Origin of the sequence: Microcystis sp. M015S2, from assembly GCF_020245945.1 — a bacterium.
Lineage (GTDB): Bacteria > Cyanobacteriota > Cyanobacteriia > Cyanobacteriales > Microcystaceae > Microcystis.
The window spans coordinates 16,766-35,665 of the sequence record NZ_JADBTX010000053.1 but is presented as its reverse complement, the minus strand read 5'-3'; the positions used below and the strand labels follow the sequence as shown (position 1 = coordinate 35,665).

General features: G+C 43.2%; 15 protein-coding genes and 2 tRNA genes. 6 read left to right on the top strand and 11 right to left on the bottom strand.

What is annotated here, in order from left to right; all coding sequences use genetic code 11:
• Positions 1-73: 73 nt before the first annotated feature.
• The 3 genes from IM473_RS11195 to IM473_RS11185 form a co-directional block, all read right to left on the bottom strand.
• Positions 74-1,345, bottom strand: coding sequence for a type IV pilus twitching motility protein PilT (locus IM473_RS11195; protein ID WP_287659439.1), 1,272 nt, complete (start codon positions 1,343-1,345; stop codon positions 74-76).
• 483 nt (positions 1,346-1,828) lie between these two features.
• A complete protein-coding gene (locus IM473_RS11190) occupies positions 1,829-2,731 on the bottom strand; it encodes a three-Cys-motif partner protein TcmP (protein WP_287659438.1) in 903 nt (300 codons plus the stop codon).
• A 14-nt stretch (positions 2,732-2,745) separates the two neighbouring features.
• Complete coding sequence (locus IM473_RS11185; protein ID WP_287659436.1) at positions 2,746-3,540, bottom strand: DUF5131 family protein; 795 nt, start codon at positions 3,538-3,540, stop codon at positions 2,746-2,748.
• 245 nt (positions 3,541-3,785) lie between these two features.
• Between IM473_RS11185 and IM473_RS11180 the strand changes: the two genes are divergently transcribed.
• The gene (locus IM473_RS11180) at positions 3,786-4,550 is read left to right on the top strand and encodes a hypothetical protein (RefSeq protein WP_287659434.1); all 765 of its coding nucleotides are present in this window, start codon (positions 3,786-3,788) and stop codon (positions 4,548-4,550) included.
• The gene (locus IM473_RS11175) at positions 4,547-4,957 is read left to right on the top strand and encodes a PIN domain-containing protein (RefSeq protein ID WP_287659433.1); all 411 of its coding nucleotides are present in this window, start codon (positions 4,547-4,549) and stop codon (positions 4,955-4,957) included. Before IM473_RS11180 ends, IM473_RS11175 begins: the two co-directional genes overlap by 4 nt.
• Here the strand turns inward: IM473_RS11175 and IM473_RS11170 are convergent, their stop codons facing one another.
• A complete protein-coding gene (locus IM473_RS11170; protein ID WP_287659432.1) occupies positions 4,958-6,016 on the bottom strand; it encodes a potassium channel family protein in 1,059 nt (352 codons plus the stop codon).
• 126 nt (positions 6,017-6,142) lie between these two features.
• Between IM473_RS11170 and IM473_RS11165 the strand changes: the two genes are divergently transcribed.
• The 3 genes from IM473_RS11165 (at position 6,143) to IM473_RS11155 (ending at position 10,429) form a co-directional block, all read left to right on the top strand.
• Positions 6,143-7,426 carry an aspartate aminotransferase family protein gene (locus IM473_RS11165; protein WP_287659429.1) on the top strand — a complete coding sequence of 428 codons (1,284 nt, stop codon included), beginning with the start codon at positions 6,143-6,145 and terminating at the stop codon, positions 7,424-7,426.
• Between the two features lie 156 nt (positions 7,427-7,582).
• The gene (locus IM473_RS11160) at positions 7,583-8,272 is read left to right on the top strand and encodes a Uma2 family endonuclease (protein WP_287659428.1); all 690 of its coding nucleotides are present in this window, start codon (positions 7,583-7,585) and stop codon (positions 8,270-8,272) included.
• An 18-nt stretch (positions 8,273-8,290) separates the two neighbouring features.
• A complete protein-coding gene (locus tag IM473_RS11155) occupies positions 8,291-10,429 on the top strand; it encodes an O-linked N-acetylglucosamine transferase, SPINDLY family protein (protein ID WP_287659427.1) in 2,139 nt (712 codons plus the stop codon).
• A gap of 378 nt (positions 10,430-10,807) precedes the next feature.
• On the opposite strand, the gene IM473_RS11150 is transcribed toward IM473_RS11155, so the two are convergent.
• From IM473_RS11150 to IM473_RS11140, 3 genes are all read right to left on the bottom strand, one after another.
• Positions 10,808-12,730 carry a S9 family peptidase gene (locus tag IM473_RS11150; RefSeq protein ID WP_287659426.1) on the bottom strand — a complete coding sequence of 641 codons (1,923 nt, stop codon included), beginning with the start codon at positions 12,728-12,730 and terminating at the stop codon, positions 10,808-10,810.
• Positions 12,731-12,861: 131 nt separating this feature from the next.
• A tRNA-Pro gene (locus IM473_RS11145) sits at positions 12,862-12,935 on the bottom strand.
• A gap of 92 nt (positions 12,936-13,027) precedes the next feature.
• Positions 13,028-14,233 (bottom strand): FAD-dependent hydroxylase, encoded by a 1,206-nt coding sequence (locus tag IM473_RS11140; RefSeq protein WP_287659424.1) that lies wholly within the window; start codon positions 14,231-14,233, stop codon positions 13,028-13,030.
• 207 nt (positions 14,234-14,440) lie between these two features.
• On the opposite strand from IM473_RS11140, the gene IM473_RS11135 reads away from it, so the two are divergent.
• Positions 14,441-15,283: a methyltransferase domain-containing protein gene (locus tag IM473_RS11135; protein WP_287659422.1), complete on the top strand. Its 843-nt coding sequence runs from the start codon at positions 14,441-14,443 to the stop codon at positions 15,281-15,283.
• Between the two features lie 336 nt (positions 15,284-15,619).
• Here IM473_RS11135 and IM473_RS11130 read toward each other — a convergent pair.
• From IM473_RS11130 to IM473_RS11115, 4 genes are all read right to left on the bottom strand, one after another.
• A tRNA-Met gene (locus IM473_RS11130) sits at positions 15,620-15,693 on the bottom strand.
• A 91-nt stretch (positions 15,694-15,784) separates the two neighbouring features.
• Positions 15,785-17,611, bottom strand: a complete 1,827-nt coding sequence (locus tag IM473_RS11125) for a peptidoglycan DD-metalloendopeptidase family protein (RefSeq protein ID WP_287659482.1) — start codon at positions 17,609-17,611, stop codon at positions 15,785-15,787.
• A 659-nt stretch (positions 17,612-18,270) separates the two neighbouring features.
• On the bottom strand, positions 18,271-18,624 hold the full coding sequence (locus IM473_RS11120) for a type II toxin-antitoxin system PemK/MazF family toxin (RefSeq protein ID WP_287659420.1): 354 nt from the start codon (positions 18,622-18,624) through the stop codon (positions 18,271-18,273).
• Positions 18,621-18,857: a hypothetical protein gene (locus IM473_RS11115; RefSeq protein ID WP_287659419.1), complete on the bottom strand. Its 237-nt coding sequence runs from the start codon at positions 18,855-18,857 to the stop codon at positions 18,621-18,623. The genes IM473_RS11120 and IM473_RS11115 overlap by 4 nt, the downstream gene beginning before the upstream one ends.
• Positions 18,858-18,900: the final 43 nt, after the last annotated feature.

Below are 18,900 nucleotides of genomic sequence, written 5' to 3'. Positions count from 1 at the left end.
AGAATAAGTAGGAGCTTCTATTTTTCTAGCCTACTAAACTCTTGATCCCTGAAGAATTTCCTTCAGGGTTTTTCTAGATTCTACCCCGCAGCATCATCGCCAGTTCATTGGGGACCGGGGACATGGCCATGGCTACCCCCTCGGTAATCCGTCCCTCTTGATAGAGGCTAAACAGGGATTGATTAGTGGTAATCATGCCGTGGTATTCGCCGTCTTTCATTAATTCGATAATTTCGTCATTTTTGCCGTTGCGAATGTAATCTTTGACGGCCTCTGTATTGACGAGAATATCGTAAAAAGCGGTCCGTTTACCGTCGGTGGTGCGACATAAACCCTGGGAGATAATACAAACTAAAGATTCTGCGATCGCCACCCGCGGCGATTCCCGTTCCTCGGCGCCATAAAGAGTTAAAATCCGGTCAAGGGTTTTTACAGCGCTGTTGGTGTGCAGGGTTCCCAGGACTAAGTGACCGGTTTGGGCAGCTTTCAGGGCAGTATTAACGGTGGCTTTGTCCCGCATCTCCCCCACCAGAATAATATCTGGGTCTTCCCGCAAACAGGCTTTTAGGGCATTATCGAACTCATGGGTGTGTATTCCCACTTCCCGTTGTTTGATCAAACTGCGACGACTTTGATGGACAAATTCGATCGGGTCTTCGATGGTGATAATATGTTTGGGGTGTTCTTTATTGATGTAATCGATCATGGCTGCTAGGGTGGTGGATTTTCCTGAACCCGTCGGACCAGTGATTAAAATCAATCCCTTCTGCACATCGCACACATTCCGGAAGACCATCGGTAAGCGCAATTGTTCCATAGTGGGGATTTTCATGGGAATCAGACGCAAAACCATCCCAGGACCGCGCAGACTTTCAAAGATGTTAATCCGCACCCTAGCGAATTCGTACTGAGTCGCACCGTCAAATTCTAGGTCTTTTTTAAAGCGAAGGATTTCTTCTTCACCGAGGATTTCGCGTAACCAACTATAAAAAGTGTTGATGTCAATTTCAGGATAGTCGAGAATAATCATTTCGCCACGATCCCGCATCCGGGGTTGTTCTCCAACCCCCAGGTGAACGTCCGAATAACCCCGCTCAAAGGCAATCCGAACCAAATGCTCTAAGGTGGGTTGATTGGAAGCGCGACTTTGGGGAGAACGTGGTGGCGATATTTGACCATTTTGCTGCATATTACGCACATTTTTGGTCGGTGTCGCCACCTGTTGGCTCATTTCTTGATTTATCTCTGGTGCGGTTCCCTTGATTAACTCCGAGGGAGGCATCGGGATGGAGGGAACCGGCAGCGGTTGTAGTGATCGCGAGGAAGAATTGGGATTTGGACTCATGAGCAATAGGGGTTTTTCCTTTACTATTCCCCGATTGTACTAACATCTCATCCCCAATTTCTCAATTGCTCATAGACGTTAGATTGAGGAGTACGGAGTCAGCAGTCTCGGAGTCAGGAGTCAGTATTCTCCGAGTCAGCTTTTTTCTCCCATCTCCCTTCTCCCTTCTCGGCTCTCCCCACTTCATAATTGATAATTGATATCAATTCCTGACAGACGTTAGGTTGAGGAGTAAGGAGCCAGTAGTCTCGGAGTCAGGAGTCAGTATTCTCCGAGTCAGCTTTTTTCTCCCCTCTCGGCTCTCCCCACTTGATAATTCATAATTGATAATTGATAATTTATAATTGATAATTCATAATTCCCACTCTCCTATACCTTTTCAACAGGATTTAGTCCCGAAAATCGTTACAATGGAGGTTGCGGGCTGATGATTTTGACTACTCAAGTTTGAGCGAGTTTGACTTGAAATATAAAAACCAAAAATTATCCTTGTAATTTTAGTTTTTCGTAACGTTTAAAAATATCGTTAGTAATTTTTATAGCAGCTTCACGGTGGCTGGCTAAACACAAAGTATATAAAGCGGCATTCTTAGAATTTTTCATGATAACTGGGTTGCTAACGTAGGGAAAAAGTGTTTTTAATCTTTCTGTATATAAATCTGCTAATCTATCGGCAGAGATTTTGTCACGACTGGCATTAGGTTCTTGATTATCAAACAAATTTAATTGAATATTTTGTGGTGGTTGGTAAATTTGCTCTAGCCAATCTACGTTACCCATTACTTTATTCAACCGTTCTAATGCCTCTGTTTTTGGTTCTTGATCCTTTGGCAAAAGCCGAGTAACGCCCATCAACGAAAAGTTAATAAAAATATCGCAAGCTTTAGTTTCTGCTAATTTGATAATAGTTTCCCAATCTACTTGTAATCCATAGGGATCTAAAAAAACAAAAGCTCGTTGAGTAAATTTTTTCTTGAGCAGTAAATTGGGTATAATATCGTTACATAAAATCTCATTACAGTTACCGCGACAGACATGAATTTCACGGACAGAAAACTCCTCACATAAACGTTCTAAACGTTCGGTTCGTTGAGGGGAAGTATCAATAAACCAGTAACCATCAAATGGTGGTTCTGTTCTCAAAGCACGCAGGGGAGAACCTTCAATATATCGTTGTTCATCTTCCTTCGCTGTTGGTCTCACGGAACCAGCAAAAGCGTCTATATAGTAATAAGCTTTAAGCCAAGGTTTTTTTCTGGGATTCTTGGGAGTTTTTTGATTATTCATGATCACAGAATAAGCATTGAGATACTGAGCGAGTAAATCTAACTTATCCTCAGACCATTTACCAATAATATCTTCGCCTTCTTGCCCTCGTTGACTCATATCGATAACTTTGTTTAGGTCAATGTTAATAAATTATCTTGTTGTTTATTTTTTGAGAGTTTTTTTAGGGAGGAACCTGCTCTGATTGTCCATTTAGCATTGTGTTCGTTCCAAGCCACAGGCATTTCATCCCAAATACGCTCATCAAGCATTCTACCACCAGCTTTGGAATAGTTACCACCCCACTGCTTAAAGAAAAAAGCAACTTTAGATTCTCTGGTTTGAGCCAAAATTTCCCTAACCCAATCTGGCTCTATGGGACGATGTTGATAGCCTGATTCACCGCCAACAATAACCCAATCAATCAGCGATAAATCCAGATTTAGTGGTCCTAAAAGAGGTTCACAGGAAAGAAAACGTACTTTGGCTGGTACTGTTTTTAAAGCCTCAATTCTATGGGTATATTGCTGACTTTCTACAGAGACACCCATCCAGATATTTTCCGACCATTCCAGTTTATCTGCTAAAGTTGCTAGTTTTTGAGGACGCTTAGTCAAAATTTGATAAATATGCCAAGGAGTGTCTCGCATCACCGCAAAGATTTCCTGTAAATAGCCAAAGTCTAAATCTTCATGAAAAAGATCACTCATCGAATTGACGAAAATTCGACTCGGTGTGCGCCATTTTTTCGGCTGTTCTAGTCTTTCTCGATGAATAGTAAAATTAAAACCCGTGGGAAAACTTCCTGGAAAACGCATTGTTATTGCTTCTGCATAGCAATGACGACACCCCGGACTCACCTTTGTACAACCAGTGGTGGGATTCCAAGTTTTATCCGTCCATTCAATACCAGTTTTACTACTTGACATTTTTTTACCAGATACTTCAATATAAGGTTAAACTTTTAACAAAGTATTATAGTACAAATTATCTAAATAGGATCAAAGGCTGACAAAAATTAATGCTACTGCCTGATCTCTCCCGATCTCCCTCAGAGGCTATAGTAACTATAATCACCCCTTTAGACCCTAAAATCGTTACAATGGAAGTTGAGGGCTGATTATTTTGACTACTCATTTCTGTTTGATCGTCAGTCTTAGGAGAGGTAAATACGATGAATAGTCGGCAAACTTCAGTCGAACGGGAAAATTTAGGACAATTTTTGTTAGAAAATCTGCAAGATATTACAGATAAACTCGATCAAATTGTCACCGATTCTGATCGGATAATACTGGATAATTTACTACAAGAAACTCAAATTTTATTTGAGCAAGTTAAGGATAACTCTAAAACTTATCAAGTAAGAGCCGATATATTTTGTCAAATTGATGAATTATGGTTTCAGGTATGGGAACAATATAAGAATGAGGGTTCGGCAATAAATTTGATTGAGATTATCAATGAATTTACCGATAGAGTAACTGCCTATGCTAAATTATTTATCGGCCTTGCTCAGATCAATGAGGGAAAGACTGGTGAAGAAAAAGCCGATTTAATCAGAGTGGTGGAAGGTTCACGCATTCTCTCGGAAACGATAGATGTGTTTATTGATATGTTTGCCGATTCAGAACTAGAGCAAATTTACCAGGGAGCTAAAAATGCTCTATCGGTTTCTAATCGTACTATAACCGAATATTTCCAAGATACTGAAACATCCGATTTAGTCACCCAACTGAGAGCTTATAGTAGTTTAATAATTTTAAGAATTCAAGAGCGATTTAATCCTAAGAATGTATCCTCAGAAACTACCTCTCATTCCCTAACAGATGACTTAAGCGATCTTGATCCTTGGACAAGAGACTTAGTGGGGGTTGTTGATTTAGGATCAGAAGACCCAAAAGAATCGTATATTGATTATTTAGTGGAGAAGTATCGGTGAAACGAGTCTTATTCGATAGTGATGTATTGCTAGATGTTTTGGGTAAGCGTGAACCACATTTTCCAGCATCTGTACAAGCATTAAATACAGTTAAAACAGGTAAAACTCAAGGATATATTTATGGTCATGCCGTCACTAATATTTATTATATTTTGTCTAAACAAAACGGAAGGGAAAGCTCAAGAAAGTTGGTTATAATTCTTCTAGAGAATTTGCAAGTTGCTAGGGTGACAGACGCAATAATTAGGCAAGCATTGGCAAGTCAAATGAAAGATTTTGAAGATGCCGTTACCAGTGCCGTTGCTGAATCGGAAAAGCTAGAAATAATCATAACGCGAAACCTAAGAGATTTTGCCGCTTCCCCTGTTCCCGCAATGCTACCAGCCGATTTTTTATCGATTCTTTAACTAATGCTTCGGTAAACGTAAACCATCCGATCGCATAGGGATTAAAATCTGAGTTAAACTGCGTAATTGTTCGGCCGTTCCCATACAAATTAACAGATCCCCGGCCATTAATTCCGTATCTCCAGTCGGTCCCCCAATTAGCGTACCATCGGCGCGACGTATAGCCAAAACTAAGGCCCCCGATCGAGATCTTAAATGTGCTTGACTAAGACTTAAACCGACACAGGGACAAGTCCGCGGATCGATTAAAAATTCTTCCATATAAAATGATCGATCAGTTCCGGTTAAAATCCCATCAACAAAATCCATCACCTGCGGTCGTAGGGCCGCGGCCGCTAATCTTCTACCGCCGGTAATATAGGGAGATACTACCGCATCGGCCCCGGCCCGTTGTAATTTTTGTACTGCTTCCTCGGTACTGGCCCTAGCAATGGCGCGGATTTTCGGATTAAGAGTTTTAGCAGACAAAACTGTATATAAATTCTCCGCATCGGAAGTTAAAGCGGCCACAATACAAATAGCGCGTTCGATTCCTGCCATTTGTAAAGATTTATCTAAGGTAGCATCTCCTTGAACAACAATATAATTTAATTCTTTGGCCCGATTTACCTGTAGGGGGTCTGTATCAATAACTACAAAAGGAATATTTTCCGCGTAAAATTCGATCGCCACCTGTCTCCCCGTGCGACCCAAACCACAGATGATATAGTGTTCTGATAGTCGATCGATCAAGCGTTTCTCCTGTCTCTGTTTGAGTCCCTCTTGAAAATAGCCTTGAATTAAAGCTTCGGTCAAGCGATTAACAATATAACCGATGCTGACTACTCCCATGATAATCAAAACCATTGTAAACAGTCGTCCCCGTTCACCTAGGGGATTAATTTCGCCAAAACCGACGGTAGCGAGGGTACTAATCGTCATATAGGCCGAATCTAGCAAAGTCCAACCCTCGATCAGATGATACCAAAGCGTACCCAGCAAAAATACCACGATCAGGGCAAAAATTCCCCCGATTAATTCCTGACGCAGACGACGATATTTATCTTCACTGATGGACAAGCAAAATTCACCCCTAACACTGTCTAGTAACTTACAATGAAATCAGTTTTTAATCTAAATAACCCGTCCTTCTCAGACGGATTTGATTATAATTTCCCCTATGTCTAATCGCGCAGGAGTTCCCCAGTGAGTCCAGAAACCCTTTTAGAACCAACCTTAGTTGATCCCACTCCCAATTTAAACCCGAATCAACCCTTCGATCGAGATAGTTTTAACAGCTATGTGATGAATACTTATGGTCGCTTTCCCATTGCGATCGCCAAAGGGTTAGGCTGTCTCCTCTGGGATACTTCCGGGAAACAATACCTTGATTTTGTCGCGGGAATTGCCACCTGTACCCTCGGTCACGCGCACCCTGCTTTAATTGAAATGGTTAGCCAGCAAATCCAAAAACTCCATCATGTCTCGAATTTATACTATATTCCCGAACAAGGGGAACTAGCTAAATGGATTGTCGATCATTCCTGCGCTGATAAAGTCTTTTTCTGTAATTCTGGTGCGGAAGCGAACGAAGCGGCGATTAAATTAGTACGAAAATATGCCCATACGGTGCTAGATTTCCTCGAACAGCCAGTGATTTTAACCGCTCACGCTAGTTTTCACGGTCGGACTTTAGCTACCATCACCGCAACCGGTCAACCGAAGTATCAAAAAGACTTTGAACCCCTGATGCCGGGGTTTGCCTATATTCCCTATAATGATATCGAAGCGGTGGAAAATGCGATCGCTGATCTCGATGAGGGTAATCGTCGGGTGGCTGCGATTATGTTGGAACCCTTGCAGGGTGAAGGGGGAGTTCGTCCAGGGGATATCGAATATTTCCAACGTTTACGGCAAATTTGCGACGAAAATAACATTTTGCTTGTCTTTGATGAAGTACAGGTGGGAGTCGGAAGAACTGGTAAACTCTGGGGTTATGAGAATTTAGGAGTGGAACCGGATATTTTCACTTCTGCTAAGGGTTTAGCGGGTGGTATTCCCATCGGTGCGATGATGTGCAGAAAATTCTGTGATGTGTTTGAACCGGGTAGTCATGCGAGTACCTTTGGAGGTAATCCTTTCGCTTGTGCCTCAGCTTTAACAGTATTACAAACCATTGAACGGGATCATCTTCTCGAAAATGTCCAGCAGCGAGGGGAACAATTACGGGCCCGTTTACGCGTGATTGCTTCTCAATATCCCCATCTATTTGTTGATGTGCGCGGTTGGGGTTTAATTAATGGTCTGGAAATTAATTCAGAAAGTGAGTTAGTTTCATCTACTATTGTTAATGCAGCCTTGGCCGAGGGTTTATTAATTGCTCCCGCAGGTCCGAAAGTCCTCCGTTTTGTACCTCCTTTAATTGTCTCGGAAACAGAAGTAGATGAGGCTATGGATAAGCTAGAAGCAGCCATCGCTAAAGTGGTTTAATTTCAGTTATCAGTTATCAGTTACCAGTTACCAGATGTAAGTTTTAAGTTGACAGTTTCCAGTTATGAGTCAATTCTTTTTGAGCTTTCTTCCCTAACTGTCACCTTTTCACTGGACTAGGGGAGGATAAATCTACTGTTGTTCGGGGCAAATAAAATGATCACTTCTGAACCTATTTATTCTCTCCCTAAAACCCCTCCTTTGGAAAATGGTGATCAACTAAGTCGCCAGGAATTTGAGCGTCGTTATCAGAACCTTTCTGAAGTAAAAAAAGCCGAATTAATTGAAGGAATAGTTTATATGTCTTCTCCTGTGCGAGTGCGGAGTCATGGAGAACCTCATTCTGATATTTTAACTTGGTTAGGGGTCTATAAAGCCGCCACAATTGGGGTGATGTCTGCGGATAATACTACTGTGCGTCTGGATGCAGATAATGAAGTACAACCAGATGCTTTACTAAGAATTAAAATTGCTGGACAATCAACTATTAGTGACGATGATTATATCGAAGGTGCGCCGGAATTAATCGTAGAAATCGCCGCTTCTACTGCTTCCTATGATCTCCACAATAAATGGCGAGTTTATCGTCGTAATCAAGTGCAAGAATATCTTGTTTGGCGAGTTTATGAACGTCAATTAGATTGGTTCCGATTAAATGCTGGAGCATATATTAAACTTGAACCCGATAGTCGAGGGATAATTTACTCGCAGGTTTTCCCCGGTCTTTGGTTAGATGTTAATGCTTTATTAGCGGGTAACTTGGGACAGGTTTTGACAGTTTTACAGCAAGGTTTAGCCAGTCAAGAACATCAAGATTTTCTGAATAAATTATCTCAAAAAAAATAATAATTGATATTTAAATTTATGAATTGGCATCCTGACGCTTATCAAGCTTTAATTGCCGAAGATTATCCTCAAGTTGCGGCAATCTACGAGGAACTAATCGATAACAATCCTGAAAATGTTTCTGACTATTGGTACTTGGGAGTTGCCTATCTTCTGCAAAATTTAGCAGCAGAGGCACAGGTGATGTGGCAAAATGTTTTAAGGGAAGGTAATCTGGAAGAAGTTAAGCAATGGCAAGCAGAATTAGAAGCGGTTTTAGACGCAGAAGCGCGACGACAACAAAGAAAAGGTGATCTGGCAGCCGTAGAATATTTTCGCTATCATCTACAGGAAATTGTTCCCAAGTCAATTAATAATTTATTAGCTTTATTCGACTTAGCTTTAGATTTAGAAATATTCGATCCGGGAGAACTACTTAATTATCCTATTCAAGAGAATCTCAGATATAATCCTAATCGAGAATTGCTTTTAAATGTAGTTCTCAAAAGTCTTTTATATCCCCATGAATTAACTTTAGACTTAGCTCAAGCAAGTTTACCTTACCTAGGGGAATTAGCTGATAGTTTTATCCCGCAAGCTTTTCAGATAGCAGCACGAGTCACCAACGAGCAACAAAGTCCCGCTTTTGGAGTGGAAATTATTAAACTTTGTCTGCAATTAAGACCAAATGATCTGAGTCTTTTGGAACAATTGGTTAACCTCTATATTTTAGCCGAAGACTTTGATAATTCTTTAATAACTGCCTATCAATTGCGAGAAATTTGTCTAACCCCAACCCTAAAGTTATACAGTAATTATCTAATTTTGTTAATACTTTTGCGCTGGGGAGTTTGGCAAGAAATTGATCATATGTATCAAGAATATCAGAATTTATTACAGGAATTAACCCGTCGGAAAAATATTACTCTAGAACCGATTATTAAAACTAGCTTTCTCAATGTTTCTAGTCCCCTACCCTACCTAGGCGATCGAGCCTTAGCCAACCGACAATTAACTAATCGCGTCGCCGAAATTTTCCTTGATAATAATAGTTTAAAAACTCCTTTAGTTACAAGCAAAAAAGCTCCAGAAAAACTAACGATTGGTTATCTTGCTAGTACCTTAAAACATCATTCTGTCGGTTGGTTAAGTCGTTGGTTAATTCACCATCATGATCGAGAAAAATTGCAAATAGCCATCTATACTATTAACCAAGAAGAAGATGAAATTACCCGTCAATGGTTCCGGGATAGCCGAGATATTATCCGTCATTTTCCCTACGCTCAAAATCCCCTAGAAGTTGCCCAACAAATTCAACAGGATCAGATAGATATTCTAGTAGATTTAGATAGTTTAACCCATAATCTCACCAATCAGATTATCGCCCTGAAACCCGCAGCAAAACAAGTGACTTGGTTAGGTTGGGATGCTTCTGGATTAGCAACTATAGATTACTATATCGCCGATCCCTACGTTTTACCCCAGCAAGCGGAGGAATATTATCGAGAAAAAATCTATCGTTTACCAGAGACATATTTAGCAGTGGATGGTTTTGAAATCGGCACTCCCAATCTCCGTCGAGAAGATTTAGAAATTCCCCCCGATGCTACCATCTATTTTTCCGTACAAAGTGGCATTAAACGCCATCCTGATACTATTAAACTTCAGATGAAAATTCTCGCACAAGTGCCTAATAGTTATTTTCTGATTAAGGGAGTCGGTAAGACTGAAAAAATTCAAGAATTATTTACTGAAATAGCGATTCGGGAGGGAGTTAATCCCCAAAGATTGCGGTTTTTACCGAGAGATATAGATGAATATACCCATCGCGCTAATTTACGGATTGCCGATGTGGTTTTAGATACCTATCCCTACAATGGCGCTACCACCACCTTAGAAGTTTTATGGCAAGGAATCCCTTTAGTTACACTGGTAGGAGAACAATTTTCCGCCCGCAATAGTTATACTTTTATGATTAATGCTGGTATTGAAGCCGGAATTGGATGGAATGAGGCAGAATATATCGACTGGGGAGTAAAATTAGGACTCGATCGTGCCTTTCGTCAAGACATCAGTCATCAACTGTTAGGAAATCGTGACACAGCCCCCCTCTGGCAAGGGAAAAAATTCGCCCAAAATATGGAAAATGCCTATTTAAAAATCTGGGAGGGAAATTGATAATGAGAAAGTTATTCGCAATCAATAAAGTATCGAATCGGGGCAAGAAAAATTCAGCGTCGGGGAGTTTAAAAAGATTAGAGGATTTAATAGAACTCTTGCCAATTAATTAGGGTTTGCTGAAAAAGTTTGTTGGTGGGGTTAGGAGTCGGTCGTCGGGAGTCAAATGAAAGTGCAAGGATTTTGAGTCCCTCGGATCGATTTCTCAACGTTTGTTTCTGGCACTTTTTTGGCTAAAAAAGTCTCAAAACCGTTTTCTAGTAAGGCTTACAGTAATTTTCAGCAAGCCCTAACTAGAAAGACTTTTAGTCTTTAGATAATATTAGGTCTAGATCTCCTGTTCACCGATTACTGACCTAGTAAATTAACTTGGCACGACTACTTAATTTCTACGGGTTCTAAATTGTCGGCAGGAGTAAAACCAAAGAGACGGGAATAAAAATAAAATTCTGCATCTAATGCTCGTTTTATCGATTCAGCTTGACGAAATCCATGTTGTTCTCCGGCAAAGGGAACGTAAGCGACGGGTAAACCTTTTACTTTTAAAGCTTCTACCATCATTTCCGCTTGATTGGGTGGAACCACTCGGTCTTCTAAACCTTGGAAAAAGATCACCGGACAAGATAACTGAGCGGTAAAATGAATAGGCGAGCGCTGATAGTAAATTTCCTTTTCTTCGGGATAACGTCCCACCAATTTATCTAAATATCTCGACTCGAATTTATGGGTATCGGTGGCTAAAACCTCTAAATCACTAACTCCGTAATAACTAGCTCCTGCTTTAAAAGTATCATGAAAAGTTAGGGCTGCTAAAGTTGTATAACCCCCGGCGCTGCCTCCAGAAATTGCCAATCTTTCCCCATCGACTAATCCCTGATTAACCAAATATTTTGCCCCGTTGATGCAGTCTTCCACATCGACAATTCCCCAATTTCCCTGCAAACGCTGACGATATTGACGACCATAACCCGTACTACCGCCATAATTGACATCTAGATAGCCAAAGCCGCGACTGGTCCAGTATTGCACCCTTAGACTTAAACTAGAGGTAGCCGCGGCCGTCGGTCCACCGTGACTTTTGACTAAAAGGGGCGGTAATTCGCCATTGGGGGCGGTATAATCGGGGTTTTTGGGGGGATAATACCAAGCATAGGCCGTTAGTCCCTGACTGGTGGGAAAAGCGAGCATTTCCGGAATCGAGAAATAATCGCTAGAAATGGTTAAATTACTGGAAGATTTGAGAATTTCTCTAGTTCCTGTGGCTAAATCCATTGAGACAACCGCCGTTACTTCCCTGAAAGAACCGCCAATAAAAACTATTTTGTTATCGCTAACTTGTAGGGAAGAAATGTTAGTATCAGCAGTAATAATTTCTTGGAATTCTCGATTAACAGTATCGATACTCCCTAAATGCCAACGACCATCTTTTGTATAGCTACAAATAATCTGGGATTCCCCGGCGAAGCCGTAGTTAGATAAACCAAAAACCCAATGAGGATAGGCAAATTCAGCCTCGATCCGTTCGAGAACTGCTTCTATTTGTTCATCGTGTTTAAAGCAATAAAAGTTCCAGAAATCATTGCGATCGCTGGTAAAATATAACTGTTGATCGGCAGACCAGCGCGGTTCACATACTGACTCATTTTCACCACCAGCAATGACCCGAATATTACTTAAATAAAGATTATTAATATCCGCCACCCAGAGAAAAGAACTATCCCAGGGCATATTAGGATGATTCCAACTAATCCAAGCTAATCGAGAACCATCGGCAGTTAAGCGAGGAGAGGTATAAAAATCATCGCCAGATACTAAAGTTTTTATTTCTCCCGTATCCACATCGATGCTGACAATACTATTAACTGGTTCTCGATCTTTTTGGCTATGATCTTCACAAATACAGATTAAACGATTGCCAAATTTATCGAGAATTAAATCCGCATAACGACAGGAATTTTCTGGGGTCAGAGGTTGGGGTAAACTATCGGCAGTTTGGCGATAAATTCTTTGGTCGGCAAAATTACAAAAATAGATAATTCCGGCAACAATTAGATAGGAACCTCCCCCGTATTCATGGACACGAGTTCGCACATTAAAAGGTGCTGGGGTGATTTCTGTGGTTGTGCCGTCGGGGTTTAATTTAACTAAAACATTTCGCCCCTTTTCCTGTGGTCTGCCTTCTAACCAATAAATATCTTCTCCATCTACAGTTACACCACCAAGACTAATCGATGCTGCCACAATTAGATCGGAGGTAATCGGCGATTTCCAGGAACCGTAAGCTGATATTTGATGAGACATTTTCGACTAAAGCAGTGATCCTAATGGTGAACTAACTTGATCAGAAAGGCTGATAAATTAAGAAAATTTCGAGTAAACAGGACAAAGTAGGGATTGGCTGCATCCCTACCTAACTCTCTGTTTTCCTGCAATCGGAGCGGCGGGATTCGAACCCACGACCCCTACTACCCCAAAGTAGTGCGCTACCAAGCTGCGCTACGCCCCGATATTGAACCTTAACCATCATAGCGATAATCGCAGCATTTTGCAAGCTTTTTTTTTCTTCCTTTCTCCCCCATTCCAGGAATTAGCGGCCAGCTATCTAGCTAATTGGGGAATACGTCCTTTTAATCCCGTCATTAATTGCAGGGCAAACAATTTCAACGGGGGGAAACCGCGCATCATTGCCAATCCTAGACGACGGATGACAACGATGGGCGGCCAGTTATTGGAGAACAGGCGATCAAGAAAATCCGTGAAGCCTAAAATCGCTAAATTCTCCGATCTACGCCATTTTTCGTAGGATTTTAGGGTAGAAAGCGCTCCTATATCTTCTTGCTTTTCCGCTGCTTCCTTTAATACCTGCGCTAAAGCGGCCGCGTCGCGAATGCCTAAATTTAAACCTTGACCACCGACGGGATGACAACAGTGAGCGGCATCACCAATTAAAGCCAGTCGGGGTTTAACATAAGTATCACTCTGCATTAACTGTACGGGAAAGAGAGCGCGGGGGCTAACTAATTCGAGTTTTCCCAGTAATCCCCCCGTATATGCCTCTAATTTCTTGATAAATTCCGCTTCGGGCATTTCTTGCAGTTTTTTCGCTTCCCCATGCGGATTTGTCCAAACGATCTGACAGCGATTACCCTGGAGCGGTAAAATGCCCATCGGACCGGTGGGCCAAAATCTTTCAAAGGCGGTATCGTTGCGATCGAGTTGATGTTTAATGGTGAAAGCGACACAGGATTGCCAATATTTCCAACCTTTGGTTTTAATTTGCGCCCCTTGCCGGATAGCGGATCTAGCTCCATCGGCCCCGATGACTAATTTTGTGGTGATTTTTCGGGTTTCACCGGCTTCTTCCAGGGTGACAGTGGCTGTTTCTCCTCCGTACTCCACTTCTAAGACTTTAGCAGGGGATAACCAGTCAATGCGATCGCAATCTTGGCTGGCCTTGTGCAGGGCCGTTAAAATCACTTGATGTTCGCCCACATAGCCCAAATAATCGGTTTTTAGCTCATCGACCACAAAGGGGACAAAAATCGGAAAATCGGCATCAGAAAGGCGAATATGACGAAATTTACCGATACTGGGCGAGATTTTATCCCAGATACCCAAGCCTGTAAAAATCCGGCTGGACATCAGCGAGAGGGCATAAGCTTGACGACGGGAGGCGGCCACCTCTAGGGGACGTTCCTCGATCATAGCGATATTTAATCCTGTATTTTTTAAAGCCACCGCTAGGGTGGTTCCGACTATACCGCCCCCGACAATGATTAAATCGTAGCTGTCCCGTCTTAACATATAAATATTTTTCTCAAAGATCATCAGTGACTACACTGATCTATTCTGACACGATTTTCGGGGTTGCTGTCGGGTTTGATGGTCTTCACCCCACCTAGCCATTGAGAGACTTTCAAGGGTTTTGTCCGTGGTTGAGAGTTTCGGGTTAGGGTTAAGTAAGTGTTTTGGCTCTCTGGCAAGAGCGCCTCTCTTAACTAGGAAATCACCATGGAACTTGATCAACGAATAGCCGATTTTTATGACTCCTCTAGTGGACTATGGGAAAGGATTTGGGGCGAACATATGCACCATGGTTACTATGGTCGCGGCGGCAAGATTAAACTCGATCGCCGTCAGGCACAAATTGATTTAATAGAAGAATTATTAACTTGGGGAAATGTCACTGGCGCTAATCAGATTCTTGATGTCGGTTGTGGTATTGGTGGCAGTAGTCTTTATCTGGCCGAAAAATTTCACAGCCAAGCGGTGGGGATTACCCTTTCCCCAGTACAAGCCGCTAGAGCCAGCCAAAGAGCGCAAGAGTTCAATTTAGAAGAACAAGTCAGTTTTTGTGTGGCTGATGCCCTAAAAACCCCTTTTCCTGACGATAATTTTGATCTGGTCTGGTCATTGGAAAGTGGCGAACATATGCCCGATAAAAGGCAATTTCTGCGGGAATGTTATCGGGTTTTGCAGCCCGGGGGGACTTTTTTGATGGCTACTTGGTGTCATCGTCCCACCACTTCCCTGGCCGGTAATTTAACGGAAGGGGAGATTAAACTATTAAACGAGATTTATCGGGTTTATTGTCTCCCCTATGTGATTTCTTTGCCAGAATACGCCGATATTGCCCGTGAAGTTGGCTTTCAAGACCTAAAAACCGATGATTGGTCCCTATCGGTGGCGGCCTTTTGGGATGTGGTGATTGACTCGGCCCTCAGCACAGATGCGATCGCTGGTTTGTTAGCAAGCGGTTACACTACTATCCAAGGGGCCTTATCTTTAGGGTTAATGCGGCGCGGTTACGAGTCGGGTTTAATTCGTTTTGGCCTACTGCAAGGGAAAAAATAAAGGCTGATCTCTCCATTTCTTTTTAACAAAACTTAACAATTATTGGCAAAATTTTGCTTGCTTTTCTGGGGAGATTTTGAGATAATATTTTTAAAAGATTTTATTCATAATGGAAATACTGACAATCACAGAAACTTGCACAGATTCCCAGTATAAGAAAAGCATAACGCAAACCGCCGCCTAAGTCAAGCCCTTTCCCATACTTATGGGTGCGAATTTCCAGAAATCAAAAAAAAGGCTTTGGTGGGGGGCAGTGATCAGGTAGAACCGGGGAACGAGATAATCTTCAAGCAAGATTCTGTATTTCTAAAATTCTACACTTAGGTTTTCCTAAAATGGCTCAGGGCAGATTTGAACTGCCGACCTTGGGCTTATGAGTCCCCTGCTCTGACCAACTGAGCTACTAAGCCGTTGTTTACACAGTTATCAATCATAACACACAATCACCCAATTGCACAAGAGCAAAAAAGGGAAGATTTTTTCTTCCCTTTGGGGGCATCTTTAACGTCTGCCTGGCAGGAAAGCGATGGGATTAACTGCGCCCTGGCCGGAGGGGTGAACCTCGAAATGGAGGTGGGGGCCGGTGCTAAAGCCGGTGCTACCCATCTGGGCGATTGGCTCGCCTTGCTGAACAGTTTCGCCGCGACGCACCAACAGACGGCTGTTATGGGCATAGAGAGTGACGCTGCCATCGGGGTGACGCAGTTTCACCAGATTGCCATAACCACCCGAATTCCAACCGGAGGCGATTACTTCACCGGCGGCCGCCGCCACAACTGGTGTACCCACTGGACCGGCGATATCGATGCCGCGATGAGGTCTGCCCCAGCGCCAACCGAAACCGGAGGTTAACACACCTCTAGTGGGCCAGATAAAGCCAGTAAAAATAGGGGCGGGGTTAGGTAAATGCTCATCGGGATTAGCGAGGGGAGGAAGGGAAGGTTCTACGGTTTCGCCGACGGGGATTCGGAGGCGGTCATTATATTCTTCCACATTGGTAGGAGCCGAACCGATAATCTGGGGGGGGGTGCTTTGGTTAGAACGCGAACGAAGGGCAGTCCATTGGGGATTAGCGGTTATTTGCCGATCCTCGACAGTTTCTGCGGGATTATCGACGGGAATAGCGATACTTTTCTGGGTTTCCGAAAGGTTAGTTTCCCGCAGATTAGCCACCTCTTGGCGCAATCTTTCCCGATAGCTGCCGGTGATATTTTCGGGGAATTCTTCTGTCCCCGTGGTGGCGGTGGCGGCGGGCAAATTTTGCCGATTGCTGGGGTTAAAGGACAATCTAGGGCGATCGCCGACCAAGGGGGTAAGATTTTGATTAACTCTAGCGTTGGCAGAGCGGTCGGGAACCACTAGGGTTTGATTAACTTTAATCCGGTTGGGGTTGTCAATGCCGTTTTCCCTGGCTAATTCGGCGGGGGTGATGCCGAGAGCGCGAGCGATCGTGTTTAAGGTATCCCCGGGCCGAACCCGATAAACTTGATTTTCTGGGGGAACTATGACGCGAGGATGGGGAATGGGGGGAATTTCAGTCACAGGGGCCGGATTTCGTAGGGCAACGCTGGGAATTTCCGGTCTGCTTGTCAAGGGAGGATTAACGGGAATTGTGGCTATCGGGCGATCACTTTCAGGGGTGGGAACGGGAATCGGGATCACCTGGCCAGTTGGTCGGGGGGATTCTTCGGGAGCAATAACGGGAATCTCGACACCAGTTGGCGAATTATCGGGAACGAGAGCGGTAGTTTCAGTAACGATTACTGTTTCCCCAGAATTGGACTGATGGGGGGTTTCCTCGGTCCGCAAGGCGGCCAAACTTTCTTGGAGACGTTGACGGGTTTGACGGAGACTAGCAGAGGAACTATCCAACTGCTCAGGAGTTGCTGCCGGGGCTGCCGAGGGCAACTGCTCAGGAGTGGGTATTTTTAAAGTTTGTCCGATAATCAAATCGGATTGGGGGGAGAGATTATTGCGGGTAGCGATCGCTGTGGGGGTGGTTTGATAGGTGTCGGCTAAACTCCACAGGGATTCTCCCGGTTTTACCTGATGCTCAACTACTGATGTGGCGATGAATTTGACGGTGGCAAGTGCTTGGGATTGGATTATCTGCGGTTCTTTGAGTTTTTTACCCGCATCCTTGGCTTTTTGGGACAGGTCGATCACTTCCCATGCCAAGGGTAGAGAATTGGCGGCCTGGGCTGATTCTGAGGTGGAGTTGAGAATGCTAGGTACTCCCAGGGAGAGTGCTAATCCCAGCAGAGCAACTGAGTAACGGACTCGGTTAGACTCAGCGGTGCAATTCTGTTCTGGGGTAGCGGATGTGATGGGGGGGTGGATAAAAGTCTCTTTCAAACAGACCTCCTGTGGTGTAAAGAGTTAGCTAGAGCCAGTGGATTAAGCCGATGATTCTAGCTTTCAGCATTAGCCTTGAGGCTAGAGTAGAAGTTAGACAACTTTACTTTTTAGTCAAAATACCTAAAGGTGACTTTTAAGAGAGACTAACTTAGATTTTGCAATCATGCAAGTCTCCCTCTGACCATTAGCACCGGGATCACGGCAAGTTGGTGACATTTTGAATGTCCAGATTGACGATGCTCTATCTCAGTTGTTCCAAGCTGATCAGCATTTTTCGTCTTGCCAATTTTTGCCAGTTTTTTGATAGAAAATTTTTATCGGTTTTGCCGTTTAGAAAGAAATTATTAATCATTCGCTGCTCGCAAGGGGCAACGATGGCTATTGGGGGGGCAATAATTAGGGTTTGCCCAAAAAGTTTTTCGTGGGGTGTGGGGTGTGGGGTGTGGGGTGTGGGGTTTTACCGAGAACAATACGGGGCGTTGATGTCAAAACAAATACAGCCTAACGCCTACCGGCTCTTCATAGAAATTCCCCAAGCTAGAGAAAATTATTGGGATGAGCCTCAAAGATATTATTGATGCGTTACCTGCGGGTTTTTGCACCCGACAAGAGCGGTGATCGTACTATCCTTATAGTTGGTATCCTAATGTTATCAACACAACATCTTCTAGTTGAGCTATTGTTTCAGTCCTAAGTAGTCCTAACCGCTGAATTAAACGGGTCTTATCTAGCACTCTAATTTGAAAACAAAGTGCGACTGAATCCTGCGATAAACCGCCATCTCCCTGTCTAATCAACAGACAGATTGGTAATGAAGCACGGCGTTGGTTTGTCGTTAGGGGAATAGCAATGGTTGTTGTGGAAAATTGAGAAACAATATCATTTTGGAAAATAATGATAGGACGAATGCCTGCCTGCTCAGAACCTTGAGCAGGATTGAGGTTTGCTAACCAAACTTCCCCACGTTTAAGCTGTTCAGTCATTGATGCTCTTCCTGAGCAAGCATCGCCGCATAATCATCCATTCCAGCTTCGGCAAAGATACGGTCTTCCTCGGCGAAATCAGTCGCAAGGGAAACAAGTTGACTAGGATCGAGAATGGTCTGGCGGCGTTTATCTTGGAACTTGAGAAAAGCAATGAAGTCAGCAACTTGCTGAAGTTGATCATTGGTTAGTTGGTCAAGGTCTTGCTTAAGAGCTTGGCGAGTGACTGGCATAGCAGCGAGTTAGAAGATTGTAAGCTTTTAATTTATTTTACCT

What these genes read in the sequence shown, in the direction of transcription:
- IM473_RS11185 (WP_287659436.1), bottom strand. Translation starts at nt 3,540, where the DNA reads ATGTCAAGTAGTAAAACTGGTATTGAATGGACGGATAAAACTTGGAAT.
- IM473_RS11150 (WP_287659426.1), bottom strand. Translation starts at nt 12,730, where the DNA reads ATGTCTCATCAAATATCAGCTTACGGTTCCTGGAAATCGCCGATTACC.
- IM473_RS11140 (WP_287659424.1), bottom strand. Translation starts at nt 14,233, where the DNA reads ATGTTAAGACGGGACAGCTACGATTTAATCATTGTCGGGGGCGGTATA.
- IM473_RS11195 (WP_287659439.1), bottom strand. Translation starts at nt 1,345, where the DNA reads ATGAGTCCAAATCCCAATTCTTCCTCGCGATCACTACAACCGCTGCCG.
- IM473_RS11160 (WP_287659428.1), top strand. Translation starts at nt 7,583, where the DNA reads ATGATCACTTCTGAACCTATTTATTCTCTCCCTAAAACCCCTCCTTTG.
- IM473_RS11190 (WP_287659438.1), bottom strand. Translation starts at nt 2,731, where the DNA reads ATGAGTCAACGAGGGCAAGAAGGCGAAGATATTATTGGTAAATGGTCT.
- IM473_RS11155 (WP_287659427.1), top strand. Translation starts at nt 8,291, where the DNA reads ATGAATTGGCATCCTGACGCTTATCAAGCTTTAATTGCCGAAGATTAT.
- IM473_RS11120 (WP_287659420.1), bottom strand. Translation starts at nt 18,624, where the DNA reads ATGACTGAACAGCTTAAACGTGGGGAAGTTTGGTTAGCAAACCTCAAT.
- IM473_RS11135 (WP_287659422.1), top strand. Translation starts at nt 14,441, where the DNA reads ATGGAACTTGATCAACGAATAGCCGATTTTTATGACTCCTCTAGTGGA.
- IM473_RS11180 (WP_287659434.1), top strand. Translation starts at nt 3,786, where the DNA reads ATGAATAGTCGGCAAACTTCAGTCGAACGGGAAAATTTAGGACAATTT.
- IM473_RS11115 (WP_287659419.1), bottom strand. Translation starts at nt 18,857, where the DNA reads ATGCCAGTCACTCGCCAAGCTCTTAAGCAAGACCTTGACCAACTAACC.